Source organism: Yersinia intermedia (genome assembly GCF_900635455.1).
GTDB lineage: Bacteria > Pseudomonadota > Gammaproteobacteria > Enterobacterales > Enterobacteriaceae > Yersinia > Yersinia intermedia.
Genome location: NZ_LR134116.1, coordinates 4,640,090 through 4,656,629, shown reverse-complemented (window position 1 = coordinate 4,656,629; position 16,540 = coordinate 4,640,090). Strand labels below are relative to the sequence as shown.

The following is a 16,540-nucleotide window of genomic DNA, read 5'->3' as shown; positions in this document are numbered from 1 at the left end:
CCAGCCGATAAATTATGTTTATCGGCCTTGAAATAAAACCGTCGGTAAAAATAATAATTACATGATTATGCTAAAATCCCCTTAACGATCTGCACATCCTGAATCCCTAATCCGGTTAAATCTGCCAGAGTAATCTGTTGGTCATTCTCTCTAAAAGAGATGCCTTGCGCTAAAACTGAACCTATCTCAGTTAAGGTGTGAGCCGTTAATAACCCTTGCTGGAATGCTTGCGAAATCTCACCAAATTCCGTGCATTGCGCCCATGAATCCAGCAAAATTTTATCGGCTTTAGCTATCAGTTCAGGGGATAGCTCATGTTTACCAACACCATCTGCGCCGACTGCGGTGATATGGGTGCCAGGCTGAATATCCACTGCCTGCAAGATAGGTTCTCTGCTTGGTGTGGTGGTGATAATCACCTGGCAGTGACGGGCTAACTCTGCGGCATTCAGTGTGGTATTAACCTCGAAACCTTCATTTTCAGCATACTGCCGAAATTCCTCTAATGCTGTTTCACTGCGACCCCAAACCCATAGCTGACGGCATGCCACCACACTTTTTAGGTACATCAGATGCAGGCGTGCCTGCATACCGGTACCGATGATACCGATAGCGTTGATATGTTTTGGTGCGCAAAGTTCGGCTGCAATTCGCCCGGCCAACGCAGTGCGCAGCGCAGTTAGCCACCCCTCATCGAGTAATATAGCTTGTGGCTCACCGGTAAGGGCGGAGAAAGCCATCATCAGCCCTTGATTACTGGATAATCCTTGCGCGGGATTATCATAGAAACCGCCGGAAACCTTTACGACAAACTGGCTGTCACCCTGTAAATACCCACTTTTAATACAGCAATCACCGTTGGCTTGCCCAAACAGCAAGTGTTGCACTGGCGGCATTTGCACCTGCTGCTGGCTATACGCGATAAAGCCCTCTTTGAGCAGTAAGGTGATGGCATCTGCATCGAACTTGTCAAGAATCTGTTGCTTACTCAAAATTAGCATTCGGCGATGGCCCCCAGATATTTTTCCAGTACGATATTCTTACCGCACACTACCACTGCCACTTTCTTACCTTGCCAACGTGGTGCTAATTTTAAGGCTGCCGCTAATGCCACCCCGGCAGCACCTTCAATCATCCAACGGTCTGTGTGGGCAATCAACCGCATGGCATCTTTGATTTCCTGCTCACTCACCAGGACTTTCTGATCGATCAACTGTTGGCAAAGTGCGAAGGTGATGGCTCCGGGTTCAACACCTCCGGCGGTACCATCAGACAGGGTTTCCTGCTCTGCCACTTCCTGAATTTGGCCATTTTCCAGGCTGGTATACATACTGGTAGCATTTGCTGGCCAGCAACCAATCACCTGTGTCTTATCCGATAATTTCTTTAAAACTGTCGCAATACCAGAAATCAGGCCACCACCGCCAACGGCAACAAATACCGCATCAAGCTCCGGTTGCTGTTCCACCATCTCCATGCCACAAGTGCCTTGTCCGGCAATCACTTGCGGGTCGTTATAAGGGGAGATATAAACTTTGCCCTGCTGTTCTGCGGCGATACTCGCGGCCAGTTCGGCATTTAAAGCATCACCCGCTACCAGTTCAATATGACCGCCCAGTGCACGGATCACCTCCAGCTTGATAGCTGCCGCTTGCTCTGGCGCATAAATGGTGGCTTTCACTCCCGCCAGCTTCCCCGCCAGTGCCATAGCCTGCCCGTGGTTACCGGTCGAGGCAGTAATAACGCCGTTCTGGCGCTGTTCATCGGTCAACAAACGCAGCTTGTTACTGGCCCCACGAAATTTAAAAGAACCGGTATGTTGCAGATGTTCGCACTTAAGATAGATTTCACAACCACTGTGCTGCGATAGCAATGGGCTATATTCCAGCGGCGTCACTCTCACTTGTGGGCGTAATACCTGATGAGCTTCTTTAATGGCATCGAATAATGTATTCATGACGGTTCCTTAAAATCCGTTAGCTGGTTTTTATATTTTTCAAATGGTTATAAACAGTCGCCCGAGCAATACCGAGGATTTTTGCCACGTAACCGGCGGCATTCTTACCGTTGAATGCGCCCTGTTGATAGAGGGTCTCAATGAGCATCCGGCGGCTAGCATTATTCAAAGCCGCCAGAGTGAGTTGCTGCTGTTGTAACCATTGATGGATATAAGTGTTGATACGTTCCTGCCAATCATCCTGAAACAGCACTTCCGGTTGTGGCTGTAGTTGTTGCCCTGACAGGAATAGCTCCAGTGCTGCTTTGGCACTTTCAAATACGGTGATATCCAGATTGATACATAACAATCCAATCGGCTGCCTGTTGTCATCGCGCAATACCGTGCTGATGGAACGCAGTTGACGGCCATCCCAATTACGCTTTTGGTAAGGCCCGATCACCTGTGAGTGCTGATCAAATCGCAAATCATTGAGATTGGAGTCTTCCCCTAATTCCCGCTGTGAATAGTTGTTGGCGATATAAACCAGTTTTTGGCTGGCTAAGTCATGAATGGCGACTTCAGCATAGGGAGAAAAAAGTGTGGCGATTGCATCGGCAATGGGCTGGTATCGACTAAGCATAGGTCATTTCATTTGGAATTAAAAATCCACATTAGACTTTTATTTCTAAATAAACAACGATTGTGTCATTTTTTCCATTCATTTTGTGATGAGTTGCTTATTTTGCGATCCAAATTGTAGTACAAAAATAAATTATAGCTCTACAATCTGTTTTGTGTTGAACGACAAAGTTTGAAAATTGTGCGGCGTTGTGGGGACGGTTAATCAAGAGATGCGTAAAGTAAGTGAATCATTATTGGTTAACCTGAAATAACCGGAGCGAACATGACAAAAGAACAACTCAGTAAAACAGACCGAATTATTTTGGTTATTGGTCAGCAGATTGTTGAGGGCAAATATCCACCGGGCTCACCGTTGCCTGCCGAAGCGGAAATTTGTGAGGAATTTCAAACCTCTCGTAACATGATTCGTGAGGTTTTTCGGGCGCTGATGGCAAAGCGATTGATTGAAGTGAAACGCTTTCGTGGGGCTTTTGTCCGGCCGCGTAATCAGTGGAATTATCTCGATACCGATGTACTGCAATGGGCGCTGGCCAGTGATTATGACCCACGGTTAATCAGTGCGATGAGCGAAGTGCGTAATCTGGTAGAGCCTACCATCGCCCGCTGGGCTGCCGAGCGGGCAACCTCGAAAGAGCTGGCGGTGATTGAAACTGCACTCAATGAAATGATCGCCAATCATCAAGACAGAGACGCATTTAACGAAGCGGATATCCGCTATCACGAGGCGGTATTGGCGTCGGTACACAATCCGGTATTACAGCAACTCAGTGTGGCAATCAGCTCTCTGCAACGGGCGGTGTTTGAACGAACCTACATGCCTGATGAAGAAAACATGCCGCGCACATTACAAGAGCATCAGGATCTTTATGACGCTATTCGCCATCAAGATGCCGATGCGGCAGAACGGGCTGCGCTAACCATGATCGCCAGCTCCGCTAAACGGCTAAAGGATATTACATGAGTGAGCAGTGTTATGGATAAAAGCTATATCGCCATTGATTGGGGATCGACCAACCTGCGTGCCTGGCTTTATTTACATGGTGAATGTGTAGATATGTTGCGCTCAGAAGTCGGGGTCACTCGCTTTAATGGGCAAAGTGCGCAGCAGGTATTTCAGCAGGTTATCGCGCCGTGGCGTGAGCAGCAGCAACAGTATGACTTGCCCGTGCTGATGGCGGGCATGATTGGTAGCAATGCCGGTTGGATTTCAGTGCCTTATCTTGCTTGTCCAACCCGGCTTACCCAAGTATCGCGTCAATTAACCTGTGTGGCGGAGGCTGAGCCAATTCGGGCATGGATTATCCCCGGTTTATGTGTTGATAAGCCAGATAACCGCAACGTGATGCGTGGTGAGGAAACCCAACTGATCGGCGCGTATAGCGAACGACCTTCATCGGTCTATTTGCTGCCGGGAACTCACAGTAAATGGGTGCAAATGCAGGGTGATCAGGTCATGGATTTCCGCACCTTGATGACGGGTGAATTGCACTATTTACTGCTTAATAATTCATTGGTGGGGGCAGGGCTGGAGGCTCAATTACCGGACAATACTGCATTTATCGATGGCCTGACGCAAAGCTTTAATGACAGCAATATCATGCGTTGTCTGTTTGAGACGCGTGCTGCCCATGTGTTGGGCCGCTTGAAGCGAACGTCAGTCGGCGACTGGCTTTCTGGCCTGCTGATTGGCAATGAAATCGTGCAGATGCAGCAGCAATATCCGCTCGCTGCGGGTGAATGTATTACGGTGATTGGCAATCCTAAACTGGTTGAGCGCTATACCCAAGGGCTAGAGATGGCTGGGATGCTTTATCAGGTGTTGGATGGCGATCAGGCTTTTCAAGCTGGAATCAGGAGTATTGTAAATGAAATGGAATACTAACATGCCATTGATTGGCATTTTGCGCGGCATCACACCCGCAGAAGTTCATGACCATGTGGCCGCTCTGCTTGATGCTGGTTTTGATGCGGTTGAAATACCGCTTAATTCCCCACAATGGGAGGTGAGTATCGCGCAAACGGTTGCGGAGTTTGGTCATCGTGCATTAATTGGTGCTGGCACGGTACTGAAACCTGAGCAACTGGATGCGTTGCATAGCATGGGTAGCAAGTTGGTGGTCACGCCGAACACCCAACCGGCGGTGATCCGCCGCGCTGTTGAGTTAGGCATGACGGTTTGTGCTGGGTGTGCCACTGCATCTGAAGCTTTCACCGCGCTGGATGCGGGGGCGCAGGCTCTGAAAATTTTCCCTTCGGTCTCTTTTGGCCCCGACTATATCAAAGCATTGAAAGCTGTATTGCCCCCAGAGGTGCCGGTGTTTGCCGTTGGGGGGATTACTCCTGAGAATTTGTCTATTTATTTGGCTGCGGGTTGTGCTGGTGCTGGTTTGGGCGGTGACCTTTACCGTGCAGGCCAATCGGTATCTCAGACTGCACAACAAGCGGCTGCGTTTATTAAAGCCTTTAAGGATGCCACAAAATGAAAATTACCAAGCTAACCACTTACCGTTTACCCCCACGCTGGATGTTTCTGAAAATCGAAACCGATGAAGGCATTATTGGTTGGGGTGAACCGGTAATTGAAGGGCGTGCTCGTAGCGTTGAGGCTGCGGTACATGAGTTATCTGAATATGTTATCGGGCAAGACCCGGCACGTATCAACGATATTTGGCAGACATTATATCGCGGCAGTTTCTATCGCGGTGGCCCTATTCTGATGAGTGCTATTGCCGGCATCGATCAGGCGCTATGGGATATTAAAGGCAAAGCATTGGGGGTTCCGGTTTACCAATTATTGGGTGGATTGGTTCGCGATAAAATTAAAGCTTACAGTTGGGTTGGCGGTGATCGCCCGTCTGATGTAATTAGCGGTATTAATAAACTCACTGAGATTGGTTTTGATACGTTTAAACTCAATGGTTGTGAGGAAATGGGCCTTATCGATAATGCCCGTAAAGTTGATGCCGCCGTCGAGGTTGTGGCACAAATTCGTGAAGCCTTTGGTAACCGTATTGAATTTGGTTTAGATTTTCATGGTCGGGTTAATGCGCCAATGGCAAAAATCCTGATTAAAGAATTAGAACCTTATCGCCCATTGTTTATTGAAGAACCCGTATTAGCAGAACAGGCAGAGTATTATCCCCGTCTGGCAGCACAAACCCATATTCCTATCGCAGCAGGCGAACGGATGTTCTCCAGGTTTGAATTTAAACGGGTATTGGCTGATGGTGGGTTGGCAATTATTCAACCTGACTTATCTCATGCTGGTGGCCTGACTGAGTGCTTTAAAATTGCCGCGATGGCGGAGTCTTATGATGTGGCATTAGCACCACATTGCCCACTTGGGCCAATTGCACTGGCGTCTTGTTTGCACCTTGATTTTGTCGCCCGCAATGCCGTATTGCAGGAGCAAAGCATGGGGATTCATTACAACCAAGGTGCTGAGTTACTGGATTATGTAATTAATAAAGACGATTTCAAAATGACCGATGGCCATTTCTATCCGCTGACGAAACCGGGCTTAGGGGTAGAAATCAATGAGGAGTTAGTGATTGAACGCAGCAAAAATGCCCCCGATTGGAGAAACCCGGTTTGGCGCTATCCTGATGGTGCAGTAGCCGAATGGTAAGTTGCCCTCGTTCGATTAATAAATTATCTAATACAATTATCAGGAATTAATCCTAACAAAGATAAAACGTATATCAGCAGTTAAAAAACTATTTTCTTCCCGTTAATAATACTGGTCGAAAAATAGAGATTTTATTAAATAACAATTTATTGCGACCCTACACGCAGGAGTTCCCTTGCGCCCAAAATACGGTAATGCGACAGTGTTATCAGTAATTCTGGCAGGGAGCTTCGGCGTATATTAATCCGATTATCATTGGGATCATTACCATGGAAATGACCTTAGCTACTGCCCCAAGCAAAAGGCGCTATCTGACACTATTTATGATATTTGTCACGGTTGTCATTTGTTATGTTGATAGAGCCAACCTTGCCGTTGCTTCAGCCCATATTCAGGAAGAATTTGGTATCACCAAAACCCAGATGGGTTATATTTTCTCCGCTTTTGCCTGGACCTATACGTTATGCCAGATCCCCGGAGGCTGGTTCCTCGATCGCGTTGGCTCCAAAATGACGTATTTCATTGCGATTTTTGGGTGGTCAGTCGCGACCTTATTACAGGGTTTCGCTAACGGACTGGGTACCCTGATTGGTTTACGTGCTATTACCGGTTTATTTGAAGCGCCTGCTTTCCCAACCAATAACCGTATTGTTACCAGTTGGTTTCCAGAGCAGGAGCGAGCCTCGGCAGTTGGTTTTTATACCTCAGGTCAGTTTGTAGGTCTGGCATTTCTGACCCCATTACTTATTTGGGTACAGGAAGTCCTCAGTTGGCACTGGGTATTTATTATCACTGGGGGGATCGGCATTATATGGGCATTGATATGGCACTTTGTTTATCAGCCACCACGCAAATCCAAAGGTATTAATCAGGCCGAACTGGATTACATTCAATCGGGTGGCGGTATTGTTGATGGTGATGCTGCAACCGAGAAAAAAGCCCGAACACCCATCACGGCTGCTGAGTGGAAACTGGTGTTTAACCGCAAACTGGTTGGTGTCTATATTGGGCAGTTTGCCATAACCTCAACGCTGTGGTTCTTCCTGACCTGGTTCCCTAACTATCTGACCCAAGAGAAACATATCAGTGCGTTGACTGCCGGCTTTATGACGACCGTACCGTTTTTGGCTGCTTTCTTTGGTGTATTGCTCTCTGGGCTGGTGGCCGACCGCATGGTACGCAAAGGCAAATCCATTGGTTTTGCCCGTAAAACGCCAATTATCTGCGGTTTATTGCTTTCTACCTGCATTATGGGGGCTAACTATACCAACGATCCGTTCTGGATTATGGTGTTAATGGGGTTGGCCTTCTTCGGTAACGGCTTCGCTTCTATTACCTGGTCGCTGGTTTCATCATTGGCACCGGTGCGGTTGATTGGCCTGACGGGCGGTGTCTTTAACTTTGTCGGTGGGCTGGGGGGGATCACGGTTCCACTGGTGGTCGGTTATCTGGCCCAGGATTATGGTTTTGCGCCTTCTCTAATTTATATCGCAGCAGTGGCATTCATGGGGGCACTTTCTTATATCTTCCTCGTCGGAGATGTAAAACGGGTGGGATAAACCCTGACTCTGCATATCGCTGATAATGGCGATATGCAGAGCTTCTGACCACATACACCGGCTGGTGATATAATCTGTATAAATGATTTAGTCTTCCGTATCACCGGAGCCAAGATGACCTGTCTGCAAGATGCCCCTTTACAAGAACAGCAACTCACCTTTGATCCTCGCGGTCATCAACTCACCAATATCAACGTCTGGACTCCTGACAGCCAATGGTTGGCCTACGATGTACGGCCCAATGGTGGCACTTTTAGTGGCTTAACGATTGAGCGGGTTAATTGTATCACTGGTGATATTGAGGTGATTTATCGCGCTCAGCAGGGTGCCTATGTTGGTGTGGTAACGGTTAGCCCGGACTCTCCGGCACGCTATGTGTTTATCCACGGGCCAGAGCATCCTGATAACTACTGGCACTATGATTTTCATCACCGGCGCGGTGTGATTGTATCTGAACCAGACAGAGAGTTGGCGGTAACGCTGGATGCGATGGATATCAGCCCACCCTATACCCCAGGGGCATTGCGTGGTGGTAGCCACGTCCACGTTTTCAGCCCTGATGGCAGCCGCCTTAGCTTCACCTATAACGACCATGTACTACATGAAGTAGACCCGTCATTGGATTGCCGCAACGTGGGTATTGCACTGCCGCTGCATGGCGTTAATCCACCGAAACAGCATCCTCGCGAATACGATGGCAGCCATTTCTGTGTTTTGGTCAGTCGTACCACGCCCAGACCACAAGCGGGCAGCGACCAGATAAATCGGGCATACGAGGAGGGGTGGATTGGTGCGCAGGGGTATCTTAAAGCGGATGGCACCCGTCAGCGTTGGGCATTAGCCTTTATCGGCGACACCCTCTCAGCGCAGGGTGAAAAAATCCCAGAAATCTTTATTGCGGATTTGCCTGAACATGACCGAGAGTATGCCCGCGCCGGAGCGGAGCCACTTGAGGGGACGCAAACTACCCTGCCTGCGCCACCTGCAGGGGTGATTCAGCGGCGGCTAACTTACACCAGCGAGCGGCTTTTCCCCGGTCTTGCGACCAGCCCGCGCCATTGGCTGCGTTCATCGCCAGATGGCAGTGCCATTGCTTGTTTGATGAAAGATGATAACGGCATCGTGCAGTTATGGCTGGCTTCCCCCAATGGTGGCGCACTACGGCAATTGACATTCAGCGTGGGGGGCATTCAATCAGCATTTAGCTGGCATCCACAGGGCGGTAGTTTGGCTTTTGTCTGTGATAACAGTGTGATGCTTTGTGATAGTGCCACGGGTCAACTGCGCCGTCTGACAGCTCGCAGTGCTGTTGCACCGCTGGCGGATGCCGTAGTTTTTGCACCAGACGGTAATAAGGTGGCATTTATGCGGGAAATAGATGGGTGGGTGCAAATCTTTACCGTGAATACATCGTGCTAAGCCCCTCAAGATAAGACTGTCAGGGGCTGGAGAGGCCACGCGCTGTGATTATTGTATTGGTGCACTGACTGTTTGGGCCGGTTGCTGATTTTGTGTTTCCGATTGGTGAACACGCTCACGCGGTGAACTGGCCATTTTGTCTTCATTATCTGAACGCAGATAATCGTAGGGCAGGAGCAGAGTATCCATCACCGCAGAGAAGGGCAGATCTACTGCCAACAGGGGCCGTAGCGCCCAGCCGGTATTGTCATCTTTAAGCATCGCCACATTGGCTTCAGTGCCGGAGTAGTAGCCCTGGCTGCTGCTGGTGTGGGTCATAATGCTTGAGCAGCCACTAACGAACAGCAGAGAACAACTGGTAACAAAAGGGATAACTGTATTTCTCATTGTTGTACTCAGCTCTCATGAAACCGTGATTAACTGACACATACACTATGTCAGGTTTTGTCGTAAATTGTTACACCCATTTACAGACACTTCCGATGGTCAAAGATTCAATCTTGTGGACTGATTTAACTTAAGTGTAAGTTATAACAACTAATTTATCGAATATTAGTTTAATAAACATCCTATTAGGATTTTTCTCGTAAATTTTTTTTGATTTTACTCTTGAAAAAAACAAGACCGATACCATCTTATTATCAGGTCAGAGAGAATACGCCGATAGGGTATTCAGACTATTAGCCTGTCCATGATGGAAGGCTTAATTAAAAATAGGATAACACCCTTGCTAATATATTTAGGAGGCAGTTTTTATGCGTAATTCCGAGCTTGCTCCATTGTACCGTTCCGCTATCGGTTTCGACCGGTTATTTAATCTATTAGAATCCGGCCAGAATCAAAGTAATGGCGGTTACCCTCCCTACAACGTCGAGTTGGTAGACGAAAATAACTACCGCATTGCTATTGCTGTGGCAGGCTTTGCAGAGCAGGAGTTGGACATCGTTACTCAAGATAACATATTGATTGTTAGAGGTTCCCATGCTGGTGAACCTGTGGCTCGTACCTATTTATATCAAGGTATCGCTGAGCGCAACTTCGAGCGGAAATTCCAGTTGGCTGAGCACATTAAAATTAAAGGTGCCAACTTAGTGAATGGCTTACTGTATATCGATCTTGAGCGATTGGTACCTGAAAGTTTAAAACCGCGCCGTATTGAAATTAAGCAATCAGCTTAATATATTTTTTCAATAATATGGCTAAGTCACATTATTAATAACTGAGCCAAGTCTGCCGTAATTGGGGACTGATCGGCTTTCTATTATCTCGCTTCTTAGAAGGAGTTATATCTATGCGTAATTATGATTTGTCACCTTTACTTCGTCAGTGGATTGGTTTTGATAAACTGGCCAACTCAATGCAAGGCAGTCAGGATGCCCAAGGGTTCCCGCCATATAACATTGAGAAAACTGATGATAACCACTATCGCATCTCACTGGCATTAGCCGGATTTAAGCAGAGCGAACTGGATATCGAAGTAGAAGGCCCACGCCTGACGGTACGCGGTAAGCCAGCGCCGGTAGAAAAACAGGTTGAATACCTGCATCAAGGCTTGATACGTAAAGAGTTCTCATTGACCTTTACTCTGGCTGAGCATCTGAATGTAGATAATGCTCAGTTTGAAAATGGCCTGCTGCATATTGATCTGTTGCGCCAAGTGCCAGAAGCGCTGCAACCACAGCGTATTACCATCGGCAATGCTGCACCTGCGGAGCGTCAAGTATTAGATAGCCCAGCGGCAACCGAGCAAACTGAACAGCAGTAATTATGATGACCGGTACCTCCGCGTGAGGTGCCGGTATACCCTTCTTACTTAACGCCGCCGCTTTGTTAGCGGCGTTTTGTTACCGAGAGTTTCCCCGCTCTCCGGTGCATTTTGTGGTGTATCACACATTCAACCGTTCTCCCTTCTGACAGAATCCCTACTAATTATAAGAATTTAAGGCTATGTATGACATTGGTGATATTTCACATGGCCGACCGGTTGTTAAACTTAGGCAAGGAAGTGATTTATGAGTGCTATCGCCCTTACCGTCAGTATGTTGGCGCTGGTCGCCGTATTGGGGTTATGGATCGGTAATTGGAAGATCTATGGTGTTGGATTAGGTATTGGCGGGGTGCTGTTTGGCGGCATTATTGTGGGCCATTTTGCACAAACCTATGATGTTGTTCTTAATGGCGACATGCTGCACTTCATTCAGGAATTTGGCCTGATTTTGTTTGTCTACACTATCGGTATTCAAGTCGGGCCGGGGTTCTTCTCCTCACTACGGGTATCGGGGTTACGGCTTAACTGCTTTGCCATTTTGATGGTGGTTGTTGGTGGGTTGGTGACCGCCATTATTCACAAACTGTTTGCCGTGCCGCTGCCGATTATTTTGGGGGTGTTTTCGGGGGCGGTGACCAATACACCGGCACTTGGGGCGGCGCAGCAGATCCTTACTGATTTGGGGTCACCACCTCAGTTGGTTAGCCAAATGGGGATGGGTTATGCCATGGCATACCCATTTGGGATTTGTGGTATTTTGCTGGTGATGTGGCTGATCCGTTTATTCTTTAAAATCAACGTTGATCGTGAGGCCAAGGAGTTTGATAGTAGCCACGGGCAGAATCGTGAATTGCTGCAAACCATGAACGTTGCGGTGCGCAACCCTAATCTGAATGGTTTGTCAGTACAGGATGTGCCGTTACTCAATAGTGATGAGGTGGTTTGTTCCCGATTGAAACGTGGTGATTTGCTGATGGTACCGTTGCCCGCCACAGTGATTGAGCTGGGGGACTATTTGCATTTGGTGGGTCAGCGTGAAGCTTTAGAAAAAGTGCGGCTGGTGGTGGGGGAAGAGGTGGACGTTACGCTTTCCACTGCGGGGACAGCGTTGCAAACCGCCAGGGTGGTAGTCACCAACGAAGCGGTGTTAGGTAAGAAAATCCGTGACCTCAATCTGAAGCAGAAGTATGACGTGGCTATCACGCGCCTTAATCGTGCGGGTATCGAACTGGTGGCCAGTAACAGTGCCAGTCTGCAATTCGGTGACATTCTTAATTTAGTGGGTCGCCCGGAAGCGATTGAGGCGGTATCCGCTGTTGTGGGTAACGCGCAACAGAAGCTGCAACAAGTGCAGATGTTACCGGTATTTATCGGTGTCGGTCTGGGGGTATTGCTGGGGTCGATACCGTTGTTCATCCCTGGGTTCCCGGCAGCATTACGGCTCGGGCTGGCGGGTGGGCCACTGGTGGTGGCGTTGATTCTTGGGCGTATTGGTAGCATCGGTAAGTTGTATTGGTTTATGCCACCGAGTGCCAACCTGGCCTTGCGTGAACTGGGGATTGTGCTGTTCCTGTCAGTGGTCGGGCTGAAGTCCGGCGGTGATTTTATTAATACGCTGGTTAATGGTGATGGGCTGGCATGGATTGGTTATGGCGCGATGATTACCGGCATCCCGTTGCTGACTGTAGGAATTCTGGCACGCATGTTAGCTAAGATGAACTATCTGACGCTGTGCGGTATGTTAGCCGGGTCAATGACTGATCCTCCGGCGTTGGCATTTGCTAATGGCCTGCACCCAACCAGCGGTGCGGCAGCGCTCTCTTATGCCACGGTTTACCCACTGGCGATGTTCTTACGAATAATGTCGCCGCAGATACTCGCCGTGCTGTTCTGGACATTGTAATGGATAGCCGATTATCCTGCGTATAGGGTGTTAATACAGTGAGAACAGGCAGATCGTAAAGACGCCGTCAATCCATCCCTGGAGGCTCGAGCCGCGCCATCCCTGGCGCGGACGCTTTACTCTTCTGCCTATCCTCACCGTATAAAGACTAAGGTGATATTTTCCAAAGGAATAGCAAGTTACGCAATTTGCTGCTTAATAATCACTTCGCTTCCTGAAATGCCAGCTCAATCTCTTCGGCCAGAATTGCGACACCCTTTTCGATTTGCTCAGGTGCGGGCACATAGTTCATCCGCATACATTGATGGGTGTGCGGCCAGTCATGTTCCAAACCAGGGAAGAAATAGTGGCCCGGTACCATCAACACTCCCCGTTTTTTCAGGCGCTGATAAAGTAGTTCGGTACTGATCGGCAGCTCTTTAAACCATAACCAGAGGAAAATAGCACCTTCGGGTTTGTGGATCAGGCAGCGTTCGGGCGGCAGATATTTGCGCAGGATAGCGATAGTTTGCTGCACCCGTTCAAAGTAAAACGGCCGGATCACCTCATTGGATAAGCGCAACAAATCACCACGCTCAATCATTTCGGCGGCGATCGCTGGCCCCATGCTGCCGGGTGATAAGCTGATAATGCCATTCATATTGGTGATGGCCGAAATCACTTTCTCATCGGCAATCACAATACCGCAGCGGGAACCCGGTAAGCCCAACTTCGACAAGCTCATGCACAGGATGATATTCGGATTCCACAATGGCGTAGCATCAGTAAAGATGATGCCGGGGAAGGGCACACCATAGGCGTTATCAATCAATAACGGAATATCACGTTGCTGAGCTATTGCATCAAGGCGAATCAGCTCTTCATCGGTAATTACATTACCGGTAGGATTGGTTGGCCGCGATACACATATCAGGCCAATATCATCGGTAATATTGAGGTGTTCGAAATCGACGTGATATTTGAATTGGCCTTCTGGCAGCAGCTCAATATTCGGCTTGGCAGACACGAACAGGTCTTCATCCAAACCCGCATCGGCATAGCCTAGATACTCCGGTGCCAGTGGGAACAGCACCCGACGGCGGCTACCATCAGCATAGCGACCAGCGAATAAATTAAATAAGTAGAAAAATGCGCTCTGACTGCCATTTGTCAGTGCAATATTCTGTGGCTCAATTTGCCAGCCCAACTCGTCGCGCAGCATTTTTGCCAGCGCTTTCAGTAGCAAGTCTTTGCCTTGTGGCCCGTCGTAATTACACAGTGCCTCGGTCAATTGCCCGCGCTCCAGCATCTCCTGACACAGTTGTTGGAAGTAGGCATCCATCTCTGGAATATGTGCCGGATTACCGCCGCCAAGCATGATAGAACCTGGGGTTCTAAGGCCGTCGTTGAGGTCATCCATCAGTCTGGTAATACCCGCGTAGCGGGTGAATTTGTCGCCGAAAAGTGAAAACTTCATAAATGAAAATTTATTGTTATCCGTAAGTGAACAAGTACCATACTCGCAGATAAAAGCGGGCGCAACGCGGAAAGATTTCTTCCTGCCGATGGAAAGTGTCGGCAGGAAGTGTTTTTGCGGGATAATATTCTTATTTATTCTTTCTTGTCTCCAACCCAAACTACCAGCACGTTATCCCCCTGATATTGGCGACTAAAGGCATAATAATCAGCAGTTTGTTGGGATTGTTGTACCCCAGCACCAATCGCCGGATGGCGAGCGCGGAACTGACTGACTTTTTGCCAGTGCGCCAGCAACGCACCTTTGGCACCGGCGAGTTCATTCCAGTTCATATCTGATCGGGTACCCTGCAACGGATCTGAGCCGGTTGGGCCGAATTGCCGCCCACTTTCATCACCATAGAAGATTTGCACCGCACCTGGAGCCAGCAGCAGCAGTGAGCCTGCCCGTTGCTGTTTTAGTAATGACTGCTGCGCATCATCTTTGAAGAATAATCGGGTATCGTGTGATGACAGGTAACTCAATACATTGAAACCTTGCAGTTTTTCAGCCATTTGCTGATAGGTGCTATCAATAGAAGAGAAGCACGCGAGCGCTTGTTTCGCCTGATCCTGAAAATCAAAGTTAATCATCGCATCGAAGCCGTTTTGGTAGTAATCGCTCTTCATCACACCGTGGCCCCATGCCTCTCCGGCCATCCAGAACGGTAAGTTATCCAGTGCTTGTTCAGGATGGGCCGCTTTCCATTCAGCCAATGCAGCGGTGGTTTGTTGTTTAAGCTGTTGCCATGCTGGTTTCTCCACATGCTTGGCAGTATCAACTCGGAAACCATCGATACCGTAATCACGTACCCATTGGCTCAACCAATGAGTAAGGTAATCGCGCGCTGTGGCACCGCCAATTTCTCGCGCTGCGGTATCGGGTTTATGCCGATAAAACACCGGTAAGCCGCTGGGTTGGGTGGATTCAGTTTTGATGTCCGGTAAGAAAGCTAATGACATGGTCAGGTCGTCATAACCCGGTGAGTCGTAATCGCCAATATCGGTGCGGATCCACTGCTTGCCCCACCAGTTGTCCCAAGTGGTTTTATCACTGAAATTGATGTAATCATTAAAACTATGCCAGGTTTGGCCTTTGCCGGGCGTCCAGTCGGTCCATTTTTTACCCAGCGTTTTTTCCAGTTGGTCGCCATGCAAATAGAGTGCACCGAACTGGTAACTTTGCATATCCGCTAAAGTGGCATATCCGACATGATTCATCACCACATCAAATAGAACACGGATACCGCGTTTATGGGCTTGTTCAACCAGCTTATGTAAATCCTGTTCAGTCCCCATATTGGCATCCAGGCGGGTCCAATCCAGCCCGTAATAGCCATGATAGGCGTAATGTGGGAAGTCGCCTTTAGTACCGCCACCGACCCAACCGTGAATCTGCTCCAGTGGTGAACTTATCCACAAGGCATTAACGCCAAGTTGTTGCAGGTAATCAAGTTTCTCGGTTAAACCCGCCAGGTCGCCGCCGTGGAATGTGCCAATTTCCTGCATACCATCGCCATGGCGGCCGTAGCTGTGGTCATTGGCGGGATTGCCATTTTTAAAACGATCCGTCAGCGCAAAATAAACCGTCGCATTTTGCCAGCTAAATGGCGCGGCATGTTGAGTTTGGGCTGATTCCAGTAGTAATAAACCACCGCTTTCGGGGGCCGGTTGTAGCGTGATTTTCCCCAGCGAGACTTTTGTCGTTTGGCCGGAATAGAAATCCCGTATCGTTTCGCCTTCAGCAAAGGTTTTGCTCACATCTACGGTAACAGGCAAGCCATTCCAGCGCTGGCAACTGTGGGTCACGACTTTTGCCACTTCTGCCACAGGTTCTTTGAGGCTTAAGGTGAGCGTCGGCGTACCGCTGCGGGTATCAATGCGGGCTTGATACTGACCATCACGGAACAATCGCCACTGAATATCGGCCTGATTCTGACAGGGTTGCAGCGAAAACGTCTGGTTCAATTTCACCGGTCCGGTGGGTTGCCAGCACTGTTTATTCTGATAAAACTTGAGTGGATACTCCCCTTTAGTCAGTGCGCTATTACTGACAAAAATACCACTGTCCTGCTCGGTGAACACAGGGAAATGCTGGAGTGACCAGTTAGCCATCGCCGCCGGTGAAAGTAGCAGCAGCAAGGATATTTTGAGATGTTTCATGGCACATCTTCCTATTTAGGGAGCG

The 16,540-nt window shown here is 48.7% G+C and carries 15 protein-coding genes; 9 read left to right on the top strand and 6 right to left on the bottom strand.

What is annotated here, in order from left to right; translation table 11 throughout:
• Positions 1–65: 65 nt before the first annotated feature.
• Genes EL015_RS21235 through EL015_RS21225 form a run of 3 tightly spaced genes read right to left on the bottom strand, consistent with a single transcriptional unit; the run spans position 66 to position 2,579 of the window.
• Positions 66–1,001: an ornithine cyclodeaminase family protein gene (locus EL015_RS21235; protein WP_032906732.1), complete on the bottom strand. Its 936-nt coding sequence runs from the start codon at positions 999–1,001 to the stop codon at positions 66–68.
• A complete protein-coding gene (locus tag EL015_RS21230; protein WP_005186774.1) occupies positions 995–1,957 on the bottom strand; it encodes a threonine/serine dehydratase in 963 nt (320 codons plus the stop codon). The genes EL015_RS21235 and EL015_RS21230 overlap by 7 nt, the downstream gene beginning before the upstream one ends.
• Before the next feature lie 19 nt (positions 1,958–1,976).
• Positions 1,977–2,579: a helix-turn-helix transcriptional regulator gene (locus EL015_RS21225; protein ID WP_005186775.1), complete on the bottom strand. Its 603-nt coding sequence runs from the start codon at positions 2,577–2,579 to the stop codon at positions 1,977–1,979.
• Positions 2,580–2,843: 264 nt separating this feature from the next.
• On the opposite strand from EL015_RS21225, the gene dgoR reads away from it, so the two are divergent.
• The 6 genes from dgoR (at position 2,844) to EL015_RS21195 (ending at position 9,187) form a co-directional block, all read left to right on the top strand.
• On the top strand, positions 2,844–3,542 hold the full coding sequence (gene dgoR / locus EL015_RS21220; RefSeq protein ID WP_005186776.1) for a D-galactonate utilization transcriptional regulator DgoR: 699 nt from the start codon (positions 2,844–2,846) through the stop codon (positions 3,540–3,542).
• A 12-nt stretch (positions 3,543–3,554) separates the two neighbouring features.
• Positions 3,555–4,463 carry a 2-dehydro-3-deoxygalactonokinase gene (locus tag EL015_RS21215; protein ID WP_005186777.1) on the top strand — a complete coding sequence of 303 codons (909 nt, stop codon included), beginning with the start codon at positions 3,555–3,557 and terminating at the stop codon, positions 4,461–4,463.
• Complete coding sequence (locus tag EL015_RS21210) at positions 4,447–5,064, top strand: 2-dehydro-3-deoxy-6-phosphogalactonate aldolase (protein WP_032906734.1); 618 nt, start codon at positions 4,447–4,449, stop codon at positions 5,062–5,064. Before EL015_RS21215 ends, EL015_RS21210 begins: the two co-directional genes overlap by 17 nt.
• Entirely contained in the window at positions 5,061–6,209 is a 1,149-nt protein-coding gene (gene dgoD / locus EL015_RS21205; protein WP_032906736.1) for a galactonate dehydratase, read from the top strand. The genes EL015_RS21210 and dgoD overlap by 4 nt, the downstream gene beginning before the upstream one ends.
• Positions 6,210–6,478: 269 nt before the next feature.
• Complete coding sequence (locus EL015_RS21200; protein ID WP_005186782.1) at positions 6,479–7,768, top strand: MFS transporter; 1,290 nt, start codon at positions 6,479–6,481, stop codon at positions 7,766–7,768.
• 114 nt (positions 7,769–7,882) lie between these two features.
• Entirely contained in the window at positions 7,883–9,187 is a 1,305-nt protein-coding gene (locus tag EL015_RS21195; protein WP_005186785.1) for a YidR family protein, read from the top strand.
• A 48-nt stretch (positions 9,188–9,235) separates the two neighbouring features.
• Here EL015_RS21195 and EL015_RS21190 read toward each other — a convergent pair whose 3' ends face one another.
• Positions 9,236–9,574 (bottom strand): YceK/YidQ family lipoprotein, encoded by a 339-nt coding sequence (locus EL015_RS21190; RefSeq protein WP_032906738.1) that lies wholly within the window; start codon positions 9,572–9,574, stop codon positions 9,236–9,238.
• 368 nt (positions 9,575–9,942) lie between these two features.
• Here EL015_RS21190 and ibpA point away from each other — a divergent pair, with 368 nt between their 5' ends.
• The 3 genes from ibpA (at position 9,943) to EL015_RS21175 (ending at position 12,858) form a co-directional block, all read left to right on the top strand.
• Positions 9,943–10,365 (top strand): small heat shock chaperone IbpA, encoded by a 423-nt coding sequence (gene ibpA, locus EL015_RS21185; RefSeq protein WP_032906740.1) that lies wholly within the window; start codon positions 9,943–9,945, stop codon positions 10,363–10,365.
• Positions 10,366–10,478: 113 nt separating this feature from the next.
• Entirely contained in the window at positions 10,479–10,952 is a 474-nt protein-coding gene (ibpB, locus tag EL015_RS21180; protein ID WP_005186791.1) for a small heat shock chaperone IbpB, read from the top strand.
• A gap of 247 nt (positions 10,953–11,199) precedes the next feature.
• Positions 11,200–12,858, top strand: a complete 1,659-nt coding sequence (locus EL015_RS21175) for a putative transporter (RefSeq protein WP_005186793.1) — start codon at positions 11,200–11,202, stop codon at positions 12,856–12,858.
• Positions 12,859–13,060: 202 nt separating this feature from the next.
• Here the strand turns inward: EL015_RS21175 and EL015_RS21170 are convergent, their stop codons facing one another.
• Complete coding sequence (locus tag EL015_RS21170) at positions 13,061–14,314, bottom strand: valine--pyruvate transaminase (protein WP_005186795.1); 1,254 nt, start codon at positions 14,312–14,314, stop codon at positions 13,061–13,063.
• A gap of 134 nt (positions 14,315–14,448) precedes the next feature.
• Entirely contained in the window at positions 14,449–16,515 is a 2,067-nt protein-coding gene (locus EL015_RS21165) for an alpha-amylase (protein WP_005186797.1), read from the bottom strand.
• Positions 16,516–16,540 lie beyond the last annotated feature (25 nt).

What these genes read in the sequence shown, in the direction of transcription:
- EL015_RS21195 (WP_005186785.1), top strand. Translation starts at nt 7,883, where the DNA reads ATGACCTGTCTGCAAGATGCCCCTTTACAAGAACAGCAACTCACCTTT.
- EL015_RS21210 (WP_032906734.1), top strand. Translation starts at nt 4,447, where the DNA reads ATGAAATGGAATACTAACATGCCATTGATTGGCATTTTGCGCGGCATC.
- ibpA (WP_032906740.1), top strand. Translation starts at nt 9,943, where the DNA reads ATGCGTAATTCCGAGCTTGCTCCATTGTACCGTTCCGCTATCGGTTTC.
- EL015_RS21235 (WP_032906732.1), bottom strand. Translation starts at nt 1,001, where the DNA reads ATGCTAATTTTGAGTAAGCAACAGATTCTTGACAAGTTCGATGCAGAT.
- EL015_RS21230 (WP_005186774.1), bottom strand. Translation starts at nt 1,957, where the DNA reads ATGAATACATTATTCGATGCCATTAAAGAAGCTCATCAGGTATTACGC.
- EL015_RS21165 (WP_005186797.1), bottom strand. Translation starts at nt 16,515, where the DNA reads ATGAAACATCTCAAAATATCCTTGCTGCTGCTACTTTCACCGGCGGCG.
- dgoR (WP_005186776.1), top strand. Translation starts at nt 2,844, where the DNA reads ATGACAAAAGAACAACTCAGTAAAACAGACCGAATTATTTTGGTTATT.
- EL015_RS21175 (WP_005186793.1), top strand. Translation starts at nt 11,200, where the DNA reads ATGAGTGCTATCGCCCTTACCGTCAGTATGTTGGCGCTGGTCGCCGTA.
- EL015_RS21225 (WP_005186775.1), bottom strand. Translation starts at nt 2,579, where the DNA reads ATGCTTAGTCGATACCAGCCCATTGCCGATGCAATCGCCACACTTTTT.
- EL015_RS21190 (WP_032906738.1), bottom strand. Translation starts at nt 9,574, where the DNA reads ATGAGAAATACAGTTATCCCTTTTGTTACCAGTTGTTCTCTGCTGTTC.
- ibpB (WP_005186791.1), top strand. Translation starts at nt 10,479, where the DNA reads ATGCGTAATTATGATTTGTCACCTTTACTTCGTCAGTGGATTGGTTTT.
- EL015_RS21200 (WP_005186782.1), top strand. Translation starts at nt 6,479, where the DNA reads ATGGAAATGACCTTAGCTACTGCCCCAAGCAAAAGGCGCTATCTGACA.
- dgoD (WP_032906736.1), top strand. Translation starts at nt 5,061, where the DNA reads ATGAAAATTACCAAGCTAACCACTTACCGTTTACCCCCACGCTGGATG.
- EL015_RS21170 (WP_005186795.1), bottom strand. Translation starts at nt 14,314, where the DNA reads ATGAAGTTTTCACTTTTCGGCGACAAATTCACCCGCTACGCGGGTATT.
- EL015_RS21215 (WP_005186777.1), top strand. Translation starts at nt 3,555, where the DNA reads ATGGATAAAAGCTATATCGCCATTGATTGGGGATCGACCAACCTGCGT.